Genomic DNA, 15,333 nt, shown 5'->3' with positions numbered 1-15,333 from the left:
CGGTTCGACGGCTTTCCCTTGTATTTCCTAGACAAACTCCAGCATGCGATCAGGATGGTTCGTACAAATCTGCACATCGGGATGCCACGACATGACCGTGCGAATATGGCTCGGTTCGTCAAGGGTCCAGGCGATCACCTTGTAGCCTTTTTCCAAGGCTTCGCAAGCCAGCTCCCGCGTCAGGTACGGATAACCCATCGAGAGAATATTGGCACCTGCTGCTTCCAACTGCTCCAGCATGAGTACGGGACGTCCCAGCACAATCAATCCCGTCTCCACAGTCGCGTCCAGCTCACGTACCTGGCGAATCAAGTCATGGTCAAACGACGTGATGCACACCTCTTGCTTCATCTCATGCCGCTCCAAAAGCTCCAGTACTTTCTCGGCAATGCCCGGGTACATGTCACTGGTCGCTTTCAGCTCGATATTCAGCGTGCAGCGTCCCTTGACAGCTTGCAGGACCTCCTCCAACGTCGGAATTCGCTCGCCGGCGAATCTCTCGTTGAACCAACTGCCTGCATCCAGCTCGCGCAGTTCTTCCAGCGTATGATCCATGACGAGACCTCGCCCCGTCGTCGTCCGCTCCAGCGTAAAGTCGTGGATCAGGACGGGAACGCCATCACGGGAGAGCTGGACATCGATTTCAATCCCGCGAATGGCGGGCTCCGCCAAGGCCAGGCGAATCGCCGTCATTGTATTTTCTGGCGCTTTTCCTGACCAGCCGCGATGTGCCATGCAAATATTCATCTCGATCGCTCCTTCGTGACCTGATTATTTTTTCAACAGCTTTTGTCCTTTTTCATCCGCTTTTTGCAGGGCTTCATCCACCGTAGCCTGACCCAGAACAGCACGTTGAATTTCCGTCATGATTACTTCCTGCAGCTCCTTGTAGCCGGGAACCATCGGGCGTGGAGAAGCGTACTCCAATTGTTTGACGGCCACCTGGAAGTTTGGTTCTTTTTCATACGCAGCTTTCATCTCGGCGGACTCGACAGCCTCCGTCGTCACAGGCATGTAGCCGGATTCCAGGGAGAAAGGAACGGTTTGCGCTGTGTCTGTCATCCAGTTGATAAATTCCCAAGCGGCTTTTTTCTCTTCATCCGAAGATTTCGCCAAAATGACCAGGTTGGCTCCGCCAGTCGGCGCTCCATAGCTCTTGTTCGCAGGCATGAACGCAGCCCCAACATCAAATTTCGCATTTTCCTTCAGTCCGCGCAAGTCACCTGTAGAGGTGAAAATCATGCCTACCTGTCCGTTCAGGAAGTCCTGCTTGGCCACATCCCACGCGTTGTACTTTTCACCAGGAGGCGCCTTCATGATGCCTTCCTTCAGCATGCTGGTCCAGAATTCGATTGGGGCTTTGCCCGCTTCACTGTTGATCGCCAAAGCCTTGTTGTCTTCTGTCAAAATGCTTCCGCCGCTTTGGAATACGAGAGCTTCGTAGAACCAGATATCGATCGCGGTGGAAAAGCCGTATGTCGCTGTTTTGTCGCCTTCCTTCTTGGTCAAAGTCTTGGCGTATTGGCGAAGCTCTTCCCACGTCTTCGGACCTTCCGGATCCAGGCCAGCAGCCTTCAACATATCTCTATTCAAATAAAGCAGAGGCGTAGAACGGTTGAAGGGAATGGCGTACAGCTTATCCTTCCAGTACGAGTTGCCAAGCAAGCCCGGAATGTACTTTTTCTCAGCCCCGTTGGTGTACGGCTCGAGCTCCTCCAGTACCTTCGCGTCGGCAAATGCGCCGATAGACCCTACTTCCACCATCGTCACGTCAGGCTGATTGCCTGCGGATACCGCTGCGAGCACTTTGGAGTGGTTCTCGTAATAGCTTCCCTGATAAGAAGCCTTCACGACGATGTCCTTTTGGGAATCGTTGAATTTCTTTACCATTTCCTGGATAATCTCGCCGTTGCGGCCACCGAGCGCATACCAGAAGTCAATTTCTACGGGCTTGCTGCTTGCCGGGGCACTTGCACTCGTCGATGCTGGCGCCGACGCATTTGCGGGGCTCTGATTAGTTCCGCCTGACTGCTGGCTGCCGCCGCCGCATCCTGCCAGAACGGCAGTCAATCCGAATGCACATGCTACTAGGGAGGCCTTTACCTTTTTCAACGTCAATCTCTCCTTTTTTTCACCATCTCTATGTTATCGCGAGCCAACGAAACGGCTCGCGGTCTTACTTGGACTGATAGACAAACGCATTGATGATATGGCGCTGCGCGAAGAAAAACACGATCAGGATCGGGAAGACGAGGATCATATTGCCCGCCATGATCACATTCCACTGCTTGCCTCCCTCTGCTGCTTTCAGCATCGATATCCCGATGGGGAGTGTGCGCACAGTGTCGCTGTTGGTCATGATCAAGGGCCAGAAGTAGTCATTCCAGTGATAGATGAAGCTGAACAGGCCAAAGGTAACCAGCACGGGTTTGGCTAGCGGCACCATGATCGTCCACATGATCTTCCACTCCGAAGCATTGTCCAGACGGGCCGCCTCGATGACCTCATCGGGTACCTGCATGAACGCCTGGCGCAGCAAAAAGATTCCGAATGCACTGGCACCGAAGGGAAGGATCAGCGCCCACAGCGTATCGACGAGACCCCAGTGGCTCATCTGTACATAGACTGGCAAAAAGATGACTTGCGAGGGAATCATCAAGGCGATCAGACTAAGGCCAAACAGCATGTTTCTTCCTTTAAACCGATAGCGGGCAAAGGAGTAGGCTGCCGGCACACCGATCAGAAACTGCAGGACGAGTGTCCCCAGGGCCACGATCAGGCTGTTCCAGACATAAGTAAGGAATGGACCCGAGCTCCAGGCAATCCGGAAGTTTTCAAACTGCCAGCTGTTCGGCCACCAGCTGGGGGGAAACTGATAGACTTCCGGCATGGTTTTAAAAGCTGTGATGAACATCCACAAGAACGGAAAGACGAATACCAGCCCGACTCCGATCAGCAGGATCCATTCGATGGTTTTCCATGCCCTTCTTCCGACTGTTCCCATCCATTTCTCTCTCCTTTCCTTCGTTTATTGATAATGAACCCGTTTTCCCATGAGCCGGAAATGAAGAAGCGTCAAGATGCCGACTACGACCAGCAGGATGACAGACGCTGCGGAAGCGGCGCCGCCGTTGTAGAAATCCATGCCCTGTTCGTAGATGTAAAAGACCAGCATGTTGGTGCTGTTGACCGGACCTCCCTGGGTCATCACGTAAATCGTGTCGAATACCTGAAAGGAAGAGACCGTATTGATCACCAGCAGGAAAAACAGCGTCGGGGAAAGCATCGGAATCGTGAGCCGCGTCAAGGTTCTCCACCAGGGAGAATGGTCCAGCTCCGCTGCCTCGTAGATGTCTTTTGGAATGCTCTGCAAGCCCGCGATGAACACGATCGTGTTGTAGCCCACACCTTTCCAGATGCTGACCAGGACCAGGGACATCAAGGAGCTTTTGGGATCAGCCAGCCACGTATAGCCCGGCAGTCCCACCATTTCCAGCAAGGCATTGAGCAGTCCGTATTGAGGGTCCATCAGCCACATCCACAGCATCGCGATCGAGACGAGCGAGATGATATGCGGACTGAAGACGGCAGCCTGGATGATGCCGTATACCCTCGCACTCCGATTCAGCCAGAGCGCCAGGAAAAAGGAGATCAGAATACCCAGAAACACAGTAGAAACGGTATAGACGAAGGAGTTGCCCAATACTTGATGAAAATCAGATTCCGCCAGCAGCTCTGTAAAATTGTCGAGTCCTACCCAATCCATCTCCTCCAGATTCAACAAGCTCCAGTCAAAAAAGGAGAGATAAATCACATATCCGATGGGAAAAAGAAAAAACAGGAAGAAAAATGTCAAGGCAGGCGCAATGTACAGATAGGGACGCATGCGTTCGAGCCACACCTGGAGATGGCCTCGTCTCGCTTGCTTCTGCAGCAGCATCCCGTCCGAAGCAGCCATCGCTTTTTGCATCAAACCATCCCTCCCGCAAGTGATGAAAAAGCATATCCTTCCTTGCGCAGCAGACGCTTGCCGGTATCACGGTCGAATACGTAGAGATGGGCCACGGGAACACCGACTCGTAAATCGGCGGGGATGTCTACGGCTTGGTCGGTGTCTACCTTTACCACGACACGCCCTTTTTCTGTATCCACATAGTAGAGGGAGTCTGCCCCGAGTATCTCCCGGGAGATGATCTTGCCGCGCAAGGTAATCATGTTTTCCAACGGAACATCTGCGCCTGTACCCGGCAGCAGCATCGCTTTCTCCGGACGGAAGCCCCACAGGGTCTGAATATCTCCTTCCGCAGGGATGATGTTCATCGCAGGAGAGCCGATGAACTGGGCGACGAAGAGGTTTTCCGGCTCCTGGTACAAATCCATCGGCGCGGCCACCTGCATGATGTTTCCTTCGCTCATCACCACGATCTGATCACCCATTGTCATCGCTTCAACCTGGTCATGGGTGACGTAGATAAACGTACTCCCCAACTGCTTGTGCAGACTGGTCAACTCCACCCGCATCTGGTTGCGCAGCTTGGCATCCAGGTTGGAGAGAGGTTCGTCCATCAGGAACACCTTGGGCTTTTTCACCATCGCTCTTGCCAATGCCACCCGTTGCCGCTGGCCGCCCGAGAGCTGTGCGGGCTTGCGTGCCAGATACGGAGTCAATCCGACGACTTCGGCGATTTCCTCTACCAGCACCTTGCACTCTTTTTTGGAGACACCCCGGTTGCGCAATCCGTAAGCAATATTGTCATAGACATTCATCGTGGGATACAGGGCGTAGTTTTGGAATACCATCGCCACATCACGCTTTCCGGGCGGCACATCATTGACGATCTGGTCGCCAATCTGGATTTCCCCGTCGGTCGCTTGCTCCAGACCGGCGATCATGCGCAGGGTAGTCGATTTGCCGCAGCCCGACGGCCCTACCAGAACCGTAAAGGAACCGTCAGGAACCACCAGATCGATGCCTTTTACCACCGTTTGATTTTGGAACGTTTTGGTGATTCCGTTTAATACCACTCGCGCCATCGCTTATCTCCCTCCTTTTATTTGTGCTGCCAGCACTTCGGCAACAAAGGCTTGAAAATCAGGATAACGATACGTGGGCTTCACATACGGCCACTCTTCCCGGCCGTACCATTCCAGCACCACAGATGGGACGCCTGCTTCCCATGCCGCTACGACATCATAACGGCTGTCGCCAATCATCAGGGCCTCTTCCGGCTGTTTTCCCATGATGCTCAACGCTCGCAATACTGGTTCGGCAGAAGGCTTTCCTCGCGAGACATCATCGACTGCAACCACTGCATCAAAGAAAGAATCAATACCCGCCAGCTCCAGTCCAGCCACGGCAAATTCGCGTTGCTTGTTGGTGACGACTGCCAGCTGGCAACCGGCGTTCTTCAATAGCTCCAGTCCTTCCTGCACACCCGGAAAGAGTTTGGAATGGAGGTGAATATGCTTGTGCACGAAGGCAAAATATTGTTGTGATACCTCATCTTTGTCTATCTCACCGGCAGCCTCTGCAATAGCGAAGAGAAAGTCATCCAGCGATTCGCCGAAACGATGGAGCAGTTCATTTCTGCTGAACAGGCCCGGCGCTAACTGATCCGCCGTTTGAGCCACCGCCTCGATCACTGCCTCTCGACTGTCCAGAAGGGTACCATCCAGGTCAAATAACAGGGTTTGTTTCATGGGTGCACATGCTCCTTCCATAATGATGGTGCTCCTGCTGAGACCGCCATCGCCCCGCTGCGAAGCGCTGCAAGCATCTGTTCACGGGTTCGGAGCAAGCCGCCCGCTATAATCGGGGTATCCAGCACCCGCTGATATTCCTCAATATAATCGGGCAAAAGGGCAGGCATAATCTCTACGGCGTCCGGTTGATTCTCCTGGACGGATTGCAAGCCGGATTTGAGTGCGTCGCTATCTACGAGAAAGAGGCGTTGAATGGTCAGCAAGCCTTGCTTTTTCGCAAGTTTGATCAGTGAGTTGCGTGTCGTTACAATCCCGTCCGGCTTGACGTAATGAGCCAAGAAGGCAATTCCTTCCCGGTCATGACTGATCCCGCCCATTCGCTCCAGATGGAGAAACACGGGGATTCCCTGACTTTTCATAAAGTCCACATAGCCTTTGATGACGCCGATGTTGCCGATGGACAGAACAACTGCGCTCAGTTTCGCAGAAGCAGCCTTTTCCAGATTCTTCGCCTCTTTCACCGATGCGATCAATCTGTACTGCTTCAGTCTTTGAATGAACGCTGCTTGCGTCATTCGGCTCGCCTCCTTTAGGGCAAAACAAAAACCCATGACATGTCGCCGCCAAAATTCTTCCATTGAAGTCTTGGACAAAATGTCAAGGGTTTCTCCATGTCTCCACCCGTTTGGATCATTCACTTGTTGTCTCTAATGCTAAGCTTTCTTCATTAAGGGGGCGTGAAGGAGTTGTAAACAAAACTCATAGGTTTTGTAAAGTGCGAGGGCAACTTTCTTTTCCGGAGTGAAAAGATACAATAAGAGTATTGAAGCCATCCATCCGAGGAGGAAAAAACCATGCAGCCCATATCACCAGAAAAGGTACAGCTGCTGCTTGAGCAATTTTTCAACCGCGACGTCTATCTCCATCTGGAAACTACCAATGGCTCCTACGCCGTCCTGCGGGGAGAAAAAACCATCTCTGTCGGTTCATTCGTGCGTAATGTAGTGGTACGTTTCGAGCGCGGGATGATTACCGGCAATGGCCCCTATCGCGTCGGCCTGAAGATGGAGCATGGCTGGATCTATGCCGAGGGCTTGACGGATTGGGAGCCTGACAGCACACAGAACGGTCTGCTCTTGGCAGGACATGACGAGGAAGGACGGCTCATGATTGCCTTTCAACTGAGCGTTACTCCATTTGGGACAGAAAGCGGGGAACAGGAATGAAACCGCATGTGCTGTTAGTGTTTCCTCATCCTGACGATGAAACGTTTGGCTTGGGCGGAAGCATCATTTTGCATGCGCAAGCTGGGACACCGATTACGTATCTATGCGGCACTCTCGGAGAGATGGGACGCCAGATGGGCAGCCCGATCACCGCGAACAGGGAGACCCTGCCGCATATCCGCAAGCAGGAGCTGCAGGAGGCGTGCAAGCATTTGGGCATCAGCGACCTGCGCTTGATGGGCTATCATGACAAAACCGTCGAATTTGAAGACAGGCAAGCGATGGTGGATCGGATCTTCCAAGTAGTCCAGGAAATTCAGCCGACCATCGTTTACACCTATTACCCGGGCCACTCGGTTCACCCCGATCATGAAGCCATGGCAGAGGCGACCATCGAAGCGCTTGAGCGAATCCCGATCGAAAATCGTCCGGTGCTTTACTGTCTTGCCTTTTCCAGCAATCATCTGGAGGTGCTGGGCCAGCCCGATGTCGTGGTCGATATCAGCAGTGTGGCAGAGAGGAAAATGAACGCGATCAAAGCCCACTACACGCAATCAGCCAAAATGCTGGAGAGATACGAAGACGATCGGCAGCATGCGGAACTGCGCCACTTTTTGGAGGCAGAGCGGTATTACACGTATCGTTGGACAAAAGCATGAATAAAACCGATCGGATGCTCGCGATCGTCCTTGAATTGCAGCGCAAGGGCCTCATGCGCGCCGAGGATCTGGCAGCCATCTACGAAACGAGTGTGCGCACCATCTACCGGGATATTCAGGCATTAAGCGAATCCGGAGTGCCCGTAGTAGGGGCCCCTGGTGTCGGCTATTCGCTCGTAGACGGTTATTTTTTGCCTCCCGTCAACTTCACGGAAGAGGAAGCGGTCGCGATGCTGATTGGTGCGGATTTCATCGAGCAAAAATTCGATGCCGCCTATGGAGCCAAAGCAAAATCAGCGCAAAAAAAGATTGAAGCGATCCTGCCCCAGCCTGTCCGGGCAGATGTGGCACGCATCCGCTCCACGATGAAACTGATCGCGGCCAACGGGTGGGATACGGCGAATGAAGAGGCCGCCTTTTTGGAGACATTGCGCCGCGCTTTGCTGGAAAGAAAAAAGGTTCGTTTTCACTACCAGAAAAAAATGCAGGAGGCAGATGGAAACAGGAGGAGCACTCGTGTGGTGGCCCCTTATGGCCTGGTTCTGGTCCACGGTTCGTGGGCACTGGTCGCACACTGTGATCTGCGACATGACATTCGCCATTTCCGTTTGTCGCGCATGAAGGGACTCACCCTGCTGGAGGAGAGCTATACCCTCCCAGACAATTTCCAGCTGCAACACTACAGACCGCCAGACAACCGAAATACAGTCGTGCGAATTCTTGCTGATGCCAGCATTCGCGACAAGATCGAGGATTCGAAGAACTTTTTCATGGAGGCAATCGAGGAGCATCCAGAAGGTTTGCTCCTCCGCTTTCGTGTCAATCACCCTGATGAATTGCTGTCCTGGGTGCTCGGCTGGGGTTCGGCTGTCACCGTCCTGGAGCCTGACTCCCTGCGCATCCGCGTACGCGAGGAAGTCCATAAAATGCTAAAACGCTACTGACATACAGGTGTCAGTAGCGTTTTTTTATACTTGGGCTAGTTAAACAAAAGGAGCTGGTAGCAATGATGACCCCAAACGAAATGATCAAGCAAGTGACAGAGCATACGGACCGTTACCTTGCAGTGCTTGATACCTTGGACATGCGCCAATTGACGTGGAAGGCAAGCGATGATGACTGGTCCCTTGGACAAATGTACCTGCATCTGATCCATGCTGCGCTTTACATGCAATTGGCCAATGTGGAGGCATGCTTATCGGCAAGCGAGGAGACGGCTTCCGTCCAAAATGGCAAAACAGAGGTGGGCGAAAAGGTCTTCACCCAAGGCTCGATTCCCCCGATTCGCATCCATGTTCCTGCATCGCCGCAGTATACGCCCCCGCAGCCCGAGAGCAGGGAACAAATCATCGGCGGCTTCCAAGCGGTGCTGCAGCGCTTGAAGGAGACGGCACCGCGACTGGAAGCCAGCACGTTCCGACATCACGTGCAGCATCCCGGTTTCGGCGCATTGAATGCCAGGGAGTGGTTTGCTCTGGTGGAGATGCACTATCGCCATCATTTCATGCAGCTGGATCGCTTGAAAAATGCGTTGGCGGATTACTACACAACTACCTGAATCACGGCATCGAGCGCAATCTGCGCTTCCGCCTCAATCGCCTTTGCCATTTCCTCCGTATGAGGGTTGTAGTTTTCCAGGAGATCGGCGTCTGCGTAACCGTCGATCGCCAAAATAGAGCCTGCTTTTACCCCTCTGAGTGCGGAAATCACGAACAGCGCTGAGTTTTCCATCTCTACTGCGAGCACCCCCGCCTTTTGATACAGCTTGTGCGGGAACTCCAGTACGCCATTGTAAAAGACGTCCAGTGTCAGGGTGATGCCTTCCGCTACGTTCAGATTCGCTTCATGGTTTTGGGCAGCCTGCACCAATGCCTCTACTACGTGGCGGTCGGCTACTGCCGGGAATCCAGCGGGAACCAATTGGCTCGTCAAACCGTCCTGGCGCGCGACGGATGAGCTGATCACGAGACTTCCCGGTGTAATGTGCTGCTGGTACGAGCCCGCAGTCCCGACGCGAATGATCACTTGCGCGCCGCCTTTTGCCAACTCCTCGAAGCACACAGCCGCTCCCGGCGAACCGACGCCATGGCTGACGACGGCGACTTCGACTCCCTTCCAGGTTCCGGCGTAGCTATGATATTCCCGGTTTTCCCCGATGCTGCGATGATCGGTCAGCTTGGAAGCAATCAAAGCTGCTCGCTTGGGATCGCCGCACACGATGATTCGCTTGGGCAGTTGAGCTGGATCTACTTTCAGATTGGTCAACAATTTAATCAAACTCCTTTCTCTCCCACTCGTCTTCTGGTATCGGCAGGGCTTCCCCGGAGAAACGCTCTTCCCGGAAAGGATCGCCGTTGATATGAAATCCGTTCTGTTCCCAAAAGCCTGGTTTGTTTTCCGAGATAAATTCGATTCCGCGCAGCCACTTCACGCTTTTCCAGAAGTAGAGATGCGGGACGACCAGACGGAGCGGCCAGCCGTGCTTGTTCGTCAGCCGCTCTCCCTCGAAGGAATGGGCGAGCAGCACATCGTCGCGGTCCAAGTCGCTCAAAGCCAAATTGGCCGTATAATCATGATCCCCGTGCAGCATCACATAAGAACCGTGCGGCACCACTCCGATGGCCTTCATGAAGTCGCGAAAGCCCACACCGGTAAAAGCGTTGTCGAAGCGCGACCAGCGAGTCACGCAATGAATGTCCCGAGTGACGGTCTTCTGCGGCATCGCCAGGATGTCCTCGTAGCTGAGGGTTACTTCCCGGTCGACCTCACCGAACACCCGCAGCGTCCATGTCTTCATGTCATATTCCGGGACTTCCCCTTCATGCAGGATCGGAAAGCGCTCCGTCAGCACCTGTCCGGGCGGAAGCCGTTTTGCCAACGCTGGATCGACTGCCGGCACCTTCATTTGTTTGATGCGATCAGCCTTGTTCATGCTGTTCTTCCTCCTTTTTCTCTCACCTACACACGACTTCTATTGATTATTGCTGGCTCCTCTGTTCTTCTCCTTCAGGAAAAACATCGCAGCGATCGTCAGCACGTACGGCAGCATGGATGTAAACTGCGTAGGAAGGGAAAAGCCCTGCAGCCGAATGCTCAGCGCATCCATAAAGCCGAACAGCAGGCTCGACGCCAAAATCCCGAGCGGATGGGACTGCCCCATCATCATCGCCACAAGCGCGATAAAGCCGCGTCCAGCCGTCATGCCTTCAGTAAACATGGTGACCTGCCCCAGAGAAAGCTGAGCTCCCGCCACACCGCACAGCACACCACACAAAAGAATCGCCATGACCTGCAGGCGCGTCGCTTTCAGCCCCAGACTGCGGGCCGCCACCGGATTCATCCCCACTGCCAGCACGCGAAAGCCCGTCACGGTCCGATACAGGAAGATATAAAGCAGAATAGCGGCCAGAAATGCCAGATACACCAACGGAGAATGGCCGGAGATGATCTCGCCTACTACAGGAATGTCGTGGAGGAGCGGAATCTCCAGACGGGGCAAGCCCGCCATGTCTTTGTCGTAGAATGCGCCCTTCACATCAAAGATGGCGCGCAGGGCAAACGTCGTAAGCCCCAAGGCCAAAAAGTTGATCGCCACCCCGACGACAATTTCATTGGCCTTCAATCCGATCGTCATGTAGGAAAACAGCAGGGAGAACAATACACTGGCTGCCGCGGCAATCAACACTGCGAGGATCAGGCTTCCGGTAAAATGGTTCCCGACAATCGCAGAAAAGGCACCCACCAGAACCAGCCCTTCCAGCCCTACGTTGAAAATGCCGACGCGCGAGCAAAGCGCTCCCCCCAATGCAGCCAAAAGAATCGGGGTTACCATGCGAATCGTCGAACTGATGAGAGACCAATCAAGCCACTCCATGCGTATCTCCCCCTTTCTTCTTCCGCTGTTTCCACCAGGTGTAACTGAATTTGGCAGAGATAAACAAAATGAGAACTGCCTGAATCACGCTTGCGAGCTCCAGAGGGACTTCGGTATTCCGTTCCACGCCCATGGCTCCAGTCTGAAATGCAGCCAGCAGAATGGAAGTGAAGATGACCCCAATCGGGTTGGAGTTGGCCAAGAGAGTTGCCATCAGGCCTGTCCAGGCGAAATTGGGAACTGTCAGTGCGCCGTCGACAAAACGGTAATGGGAACCCAGCACCTCTACTGTCCCGGCCAACCCGGCAAAAGCGCCGCTGGCGAACATCCCTGTCAGCATGACTTTAATCCGCTGTATCCCCCCGTACTGCGCAAAAAACGGGTTTTGCCCCAGCATTTTTACTTCATAGCCAAACGGCGTGAAGCGCAAGACCCAGAACAGCAGGAGAGCCGCTGCCAAGGCGATGAGAAAGCCGGCATGCACGCTCATTCCCGCGAACAGCTTCGGGAGCCATATGCTTTTATCCAGCATGACCGTCTGCGCCAATGCTGCTGATCCGCCTTTGTCCTGGAAGGGTTCCGTTACCAGATAGCTGGCGAACAGAACCGCGATATAGTTGAGCAGCAGCGTGGAGATCAGCAAAGGAATGCGGAATTTCGCTTCCATATACCCGGCCATCAAAGACCACAGGCCACCCATTGCAATCCCCGTCACGAGAGCGGCGAGCATTTTCACGATTCCCGGTGCCGGCAAATAGATGGCTACCAGCGTCGCGCTGATCGCCCCAAGCACCATTTGTCCTTCTGCCCCCAGGTTAAAGACGCCTGCGCGAAAAGCCAATGCAAGCCCCAGGGCAATCAGCATGATCGGCGTAGCGCGCGCCAGGGTGGAAGAGAAAAAATAAAAGCTGCCGAATGCTCCCTTCCACAACTCTTGATACGTGCCGATAATCGACTCTCCTACGGCGGCGATCACCACCGCACCAGTCAACAAGCCGATGAAGACAGCCAACAGCGGCTGAACCAGTGACTTACATAGCTCTTTGACTGCTACCATGAATGCTTCCTCCTGCCATCAGCACGCTGATTTTTTCTTCCGAAGCCTCCGCACGGGACAATTCCCCTGCGATTTTTCCCTTGTACATAACCAGGATTCTGTCCGATAATGCCAAGATTTCGGATAACTCCGAAGAGACGAGCAAAATACCGTCTCCGCTGTTGCGCTTTTCGATCAATGCCTGGTGGATGTATTCCATCGCACCGATGTCTACGCCCCTCGTCGGTTCGGCCGCCATCAAAAAAGCCGTTTCGTGACCGAGCTCACGCGCGACGATGAGCTTCTGCAAATTCCCGCCGGACAGATTGCCTGCCTGCTCCTGAAGCTGCCGGGAACCCGTCTTGATTGCAAAACGCTTGACCCACTCCTGCACGACACGGCGGAAGGCATCCCGGGCAATCACTCCGCGCCGATTGTAGGCGGATTTTCGCTGGTACCCCATGAGCGCATTTTCTTCCACGCTCTCCGTCTTCGCAGCTCCCCACAGGTAACGATCCTCCGGTATATGGGAAAGCCCTGTCTCACGGATCTTGGCGACCGACTGGTTCGTGACATCTACACCGCCCAGTCGAACAGTCCCTTCCTGTACTGTCCGAAGCCCGCTTATGGCTTGCAGCAGCTCCGACTGGCCATTGCCCGATACGCCGGCGATTCCGACGATTTCCCCGTGCTGAACAGTAAAGCTGACTTGATCGAGCAACAATTGTTTGTCGCGGATTGTCAGGTTTTCGACTTGCAAGAGAGGTTTGCCATCCAAAGGAAGCCTTTCGCTTAGCTGCTGCAGCTCCCTGCCTACCATCAGCCGGGCCAGATCGTCGACGTCCGTCTCCTCTTTCGCTACACTCCCGGTGACTTTTCCGCCGCGCAAGACCGTGATCCGGTCCGCTACCTCCATCACTTCCTGCAGCTTGTGCGTGATCAGGATGACGCTCTTTCCGCTGTCTGCCAGATGACGGATCGTTTTGAGCAGATCCTTTACCTCAAGCGGCGTCAAGACAGCCGTCGGTTCATCCAGCACGATAATGTCTGCCCCCTGGTACAAAACCTTGAGGATTTCCACCCGTTGCTGCTCTCCGATCGAACAACTGGCGACTCGTGCCAGCGGATCGACAGGGATGCGATACTGCTCGCTCAATTCCCTTACCTTCGCCACGGCCTCTTTTCGCTGGAAAAAGCCGCTCTTGCTGGGCTCGTAGCCAATCACAATATTTTCAGCGACACTAAACTCGCCAAACAGCATGAAATGCTGGTGAACCATTCCGATCCCGTTTCGGATCGCATCATCGGGACCACGAAAGACAACCGGTTTTCCATTCAGCACCATTTCTCCGGACGTGGGCTGCTCCATGCCGTACAGCATCCGCATCAGCGTCGTTTTTCCCGCTCCGTTTTCCCCGACGATGGCATGCACTTCCCCTGCGTCCAGGGTGATGGATACCTTGTCGTTCGCGGTAAATTCGCCGTACTTCTTGGTCATTTCCCTCATTTCTAATCGGTGCACCATCGCGATCCCCTCCTTTTTTCCTTTCCGCTCCCCAGACAAACAGCGGACCGACTACCATCGTAGCCGGTCACGTCTATTCCCAACTGTTCGTTTAGAACGATTCAGGCACTTTGCGTGTACCTGCCACGATTTCTTCGCTGATTGCTTTTACCTTGTCGATCACTTCTTGTCCGACAAATGGATTCAGCGGTGTCGCGCTCTCATGGGTGACATAGGTTACGCCCACGCCTTTTTCCTTCAATCCGTATGTGATGACGCCTGGTTGGAAGGTTCCTTCTACGAACGCTTTTACTGTTTCATAGGCAGCCGCATCTGTCCCTTTCAACTGGGAGAGTACGATATGCTCAGGGTCGATCACCGTACGATCCACGTCTTGTCCTGCTGTATAGAAGCCCTTCTCCTTGGCTGCTTCAAAAACTCCCAGGTCGCCGACAGCAGCGGCCCCATTGATGAAGTCAGCTCCTTGGGAAGCTTGCAGCAAGGCCATTTCCTTCGCTTTGGCCGGGTCGTTGAAGCTGCCTACATAGTTGACGAGGAACTCCGCATTCGGATTGGTCGCTTTCAACCCTTCCGAAAATCCGCCTGTCCATTTTTTCAACAGCGGAATGTCCATCGCTACAACCATTCCGACCTTGTTTGTTTTTGTCGCCAGACCAGCCGCGGCACCCATCAGATAAGCCGCTTCCTGCTCACGGAAGGTGACGCTGCGCACGTTCGGCAGGTCAATCACCGTATCGATAATGGCAAATTGGCGATCCGGATTTTCGCCAGCTACCTTTTTCAAGGCATCCTCGGATTCAAAAGACGATGTGATGATCAGATCATATTGCTCTGCTACCGCGACACGCAGATTTTCTTCGATGGCGCCGTAGTCAGTGGATTCAATCGTTTTTAAATCAACGCCAAATTCTTCAGCGGCTTTTTTCGCGCCTTCATCCATTTGCTGGAAGAACGGGTTGACCCCGATTTTCTCAGGCAGCACCAAGGCGATGCGTTTTTTCGCCCCTGTCTCTTCTTTTTGTTCTGCCGGAGCTTGTCCAGCCGCTTGACCATTGTCTGCCGGAGCAGTTCCAGCGCTGCCGCAGCCTGTCGCCAAAACAGCGAATGTGGTTAAAGCCAACCATAACTTTTTCATGATGTCTCCCTCTCCTACATAAATTCTTTCGCTTTTTTGATCTCTAGTAGTAAATGTACGTGTTTTCAGGCAAAAATACAACTATATATACGTACATTTTGTTAAAATTATTTTGTAATGTTCGTGTATTTGCTTATTCTCCTCTCTCTTTCATAATCGAGTAGGAGGGGGTGAC

The 15,333-nt window shown here is 53.6% G+C and carries 17 protein-coding genes; 4 read left to right on the top strand and 13 right to left on the bottom strand.

Annotated features, from left to right (window positions below):
- Positions 1–27: 27 nt before the first annotated feature.
- The 7 genes from EDM58_RS19945 to EDM58_RS19915 form a co-directional block, all read right to left on the bottom strand.
- Complete coding sequence (locus EDM58_RS19945) at positions 28–747, bottom strand: glycerophosphodiester phosphodiesterase (RefSeq protein ID WP_122914874.1); 720 nt, start codon at positions 745–747, stop codon at positions 28–30.
- 24 nt (positions 748–771) lie between these two features.
- Positions 772–2,112 (bottom strand): ABC transporter substrate-binding protein, encoded by a 1,341-nt coding sequence (locus EDM58_RS19940; protein WP_122914873.1) that lies wholly within the window; start codon positions 2,110–2,112, stop codon positions 772–774.
- Positions 2,113–2,176: 64 nt separating this feature from the next.
- A complete protein-coding gene (locus EDM58_RS19935; RefSeq protein WP_122914872.1) occupies positions 2,177–3,004 on the bottom strand; it encodes a carbohydrate ABC transporter permease in 828 nt (275 codons plus the stop codon).
- Between the two features lie 24 nt (positions 3,005–3,028).
- On the bottom strand, positions 3,029–3,940 hold the full coding sequence (locus EDM58_RS19930) for a carbohydrate ABC transporter permease (protein ID WP_246000904.1): 912 nt from the start codon (positions 3,938–3,940) through the stop codon (positions 3,029–3,031).
- A 29-nt stretch (positions 3,941–3,969) separates the two neighbouring features.
- On the bottom strand, positions 3,970–5,034 hold the full coding sequence (locus EDM58_RS19925; protein WP_122914870.1) for an ABC transporter ATP-binding protein: 1,065 nt from the start codon (positions 5,032–5,034) through the stop codon (positions 3,970–3,972).
- 3 nt (positions 5,035–5,037) lie between these two features.
- Positions 5,038–5,700, bottom strand: a complete 663-nt coding sequence (locus EDM58_RS19920; protein ID WP_122914869.1) for an HAD family hydrolase — start codon at positions 5,698–5,700, stop codon at positions 5,038–5,040.
- A complete protein-coding gene (locus tag EDM58_RS19915; RefSeq protein WP_122914868.1) occupies positions 5,697–6,278 on the bottom strand; it encodes a glycerol-3-phosphate responsive antiterminator in 582 nt (193 codons plus the stop codon). Before EDM58_RS19915 ends, EDM58_RS19920 begins: the two co-directional genes overlap by 4 nt.
- Positions 6,279–6,557: 279 nt before the next feature.
- Between EDM58_RS19915 and EDM58_RS19910 the strand changes: the two genes are divergently transcribed.
- The 4 genes from EDM58_RS19910 to EDM58_RS19895 all read left to right on the top strand — a co-directional run bounded on the left by EDM58_RS19910 (position 6,558) and on the right by EDM58_RS19895 (position 9,146).
- Positions 6,558–6,929 (top strand): YojF family protein, encoded by a 372-nt coding sequence (locus EDM58_RS19910; protein WP_122914867.1) that lies wholly within the window; start codon positions 6,558–6,560, stop codon positions 6,927–6,929.
- Entirely contained in the window at positions 6,926–7,588 is a 663-nt protein-coding gene (gene bshB2, locus EDM58_RS19905) for a bacillithiol biosynthesis deacetylase BshB2 (RefSeq protein ID WP_122914866.1), read from the top strand. Before EDM58_RS19910 ends, bshB2 begins: the two co-directional genes overlap by 4 nt.
- On the top strand, positions 7,585–8,532 hold the full coding sequence (locus EDM58_RS19900; RefSeq protein ID WP_122914865.1) for a helix-turn-helix transcriptional regulator: 948 nt from the start codon (positions 7,585–7,587) through the stop codon (positions 8,530–8,532). The genes bshB2 and EDM58_RS19900 overlap by 4 nt, the downstream gene beginning before the upstream one ends.
- A gap of 62 nt (positions 8,533–8,594) precedes the next feature.
- Complete coding sequence (locus tag EDM58_RS19895) at positions 8,595–9,146, top strand: DinB family protein (protein ID WP_246000897.1); 552 nt, start codon at positions 8,595–8,597, stop codon at positions 9,144–9,146.
- Here the strand turns inward: EDM58_RS19895 and EDM58_RS19890 are convergent.
- The 6 genes from EDM58_RS19890 to EDM58_RS19865 all read right to left on the bottom strand — a co-directional run bounded on the left by EDM58_RS19890 (position 9,131) and on the right by EDM58_RS19865 (position 15,158).
- On the bottom strand, positions 9,131–9,856 hold the full coding sequence (locus EDM58_RS19890; RefSeq protein WP_122914864.1) for a nucleoside phosphorylase: 726 nt from the start codon (positions 9,854–9,856) through the stop codon (positions 9,131–9,133). The two genes, EDM58_RS19895 and EDM58_RS19890, sit on opposite strands and share 16 nt — an antisense overlap.
- 1 nt (position 9,857) lies before the next feature.
- Positions 9,858–10,520 carry a sulfite oxidase-like oxidoreductase gene (locus EDM58_RS19885; protein WP_122914863.1) on the bottom strand — a complete coding sequence of 221 codons (663 nt, stop codon included), beginning with the start codon at positions 10,518–10,520 and terminating at the stop codon, positions 9,858–9,860.
- A gap of 39 nt (positions 10,521–10,559) precedes the next feature.
- Entirely contained in the window at positions 10,560–11,462 is a 903-nt protein-coding gene (locus EDM58_RS19880) for an ABC transporter permease (protein WP_122914862.1), read from the bottom strand.
- Positions 11,449–12,519, bottom strand: coding sequence for an ABC transporter permease (locus EDM58_RS19875; RefSeq protein ID WP_122914861.1), 1,071 nt, complete (start codon positions 12,517–12,519; stop codon positions 11,449–11,451). The genes EDM58_RS19880 and EDM58_RS19875 overlap by 14 nt, the downstream gene beginning before the upstream one ends.
- The gene (locus EDM58_RS19870; protein WP_122914860.1) at positions 12,494–14,023 is read right to left on the bottom strand and encodes an ABC transporter ATP-binding protein; all 1,530 of its coding nucleotides are present in this window, start codon (positions 14,021–14,023) and stop codon (positions 12,494–12,496) included. The genes EDM58_RS19875 and EDM58_RS19870 overlap by 26 nt, the downstream gene beginning before the upstream one ends.
- Before the next feature lie 91 nt (positions 14,024–14,114).
- Positions 14,115–15,158, bottom strand: a complete 1,044-nt coding sequence (locus EDM58_RS19865) for a BMP family lipoprotein (protein ID WP_122914859.1) — start codon at positions 15,156–15,158, stop codon at positions 14,115–14,117.
- Positions 15,159–15,333 lie beyond the last annotated feature (175 nt).

The sequence above is a fragment of the Brevibacillus panacihumi genome (assembly GCF_003710985.1).
GTDB lineage: Bacteria > Bacillota > Bacilli > Brevibacillales > Brevibacillaceae > Brevibacillus > Brevibacillus panacihumi.
This window is presented reverse-complemented; position numbering and strand designations above follow the sequence as displayed.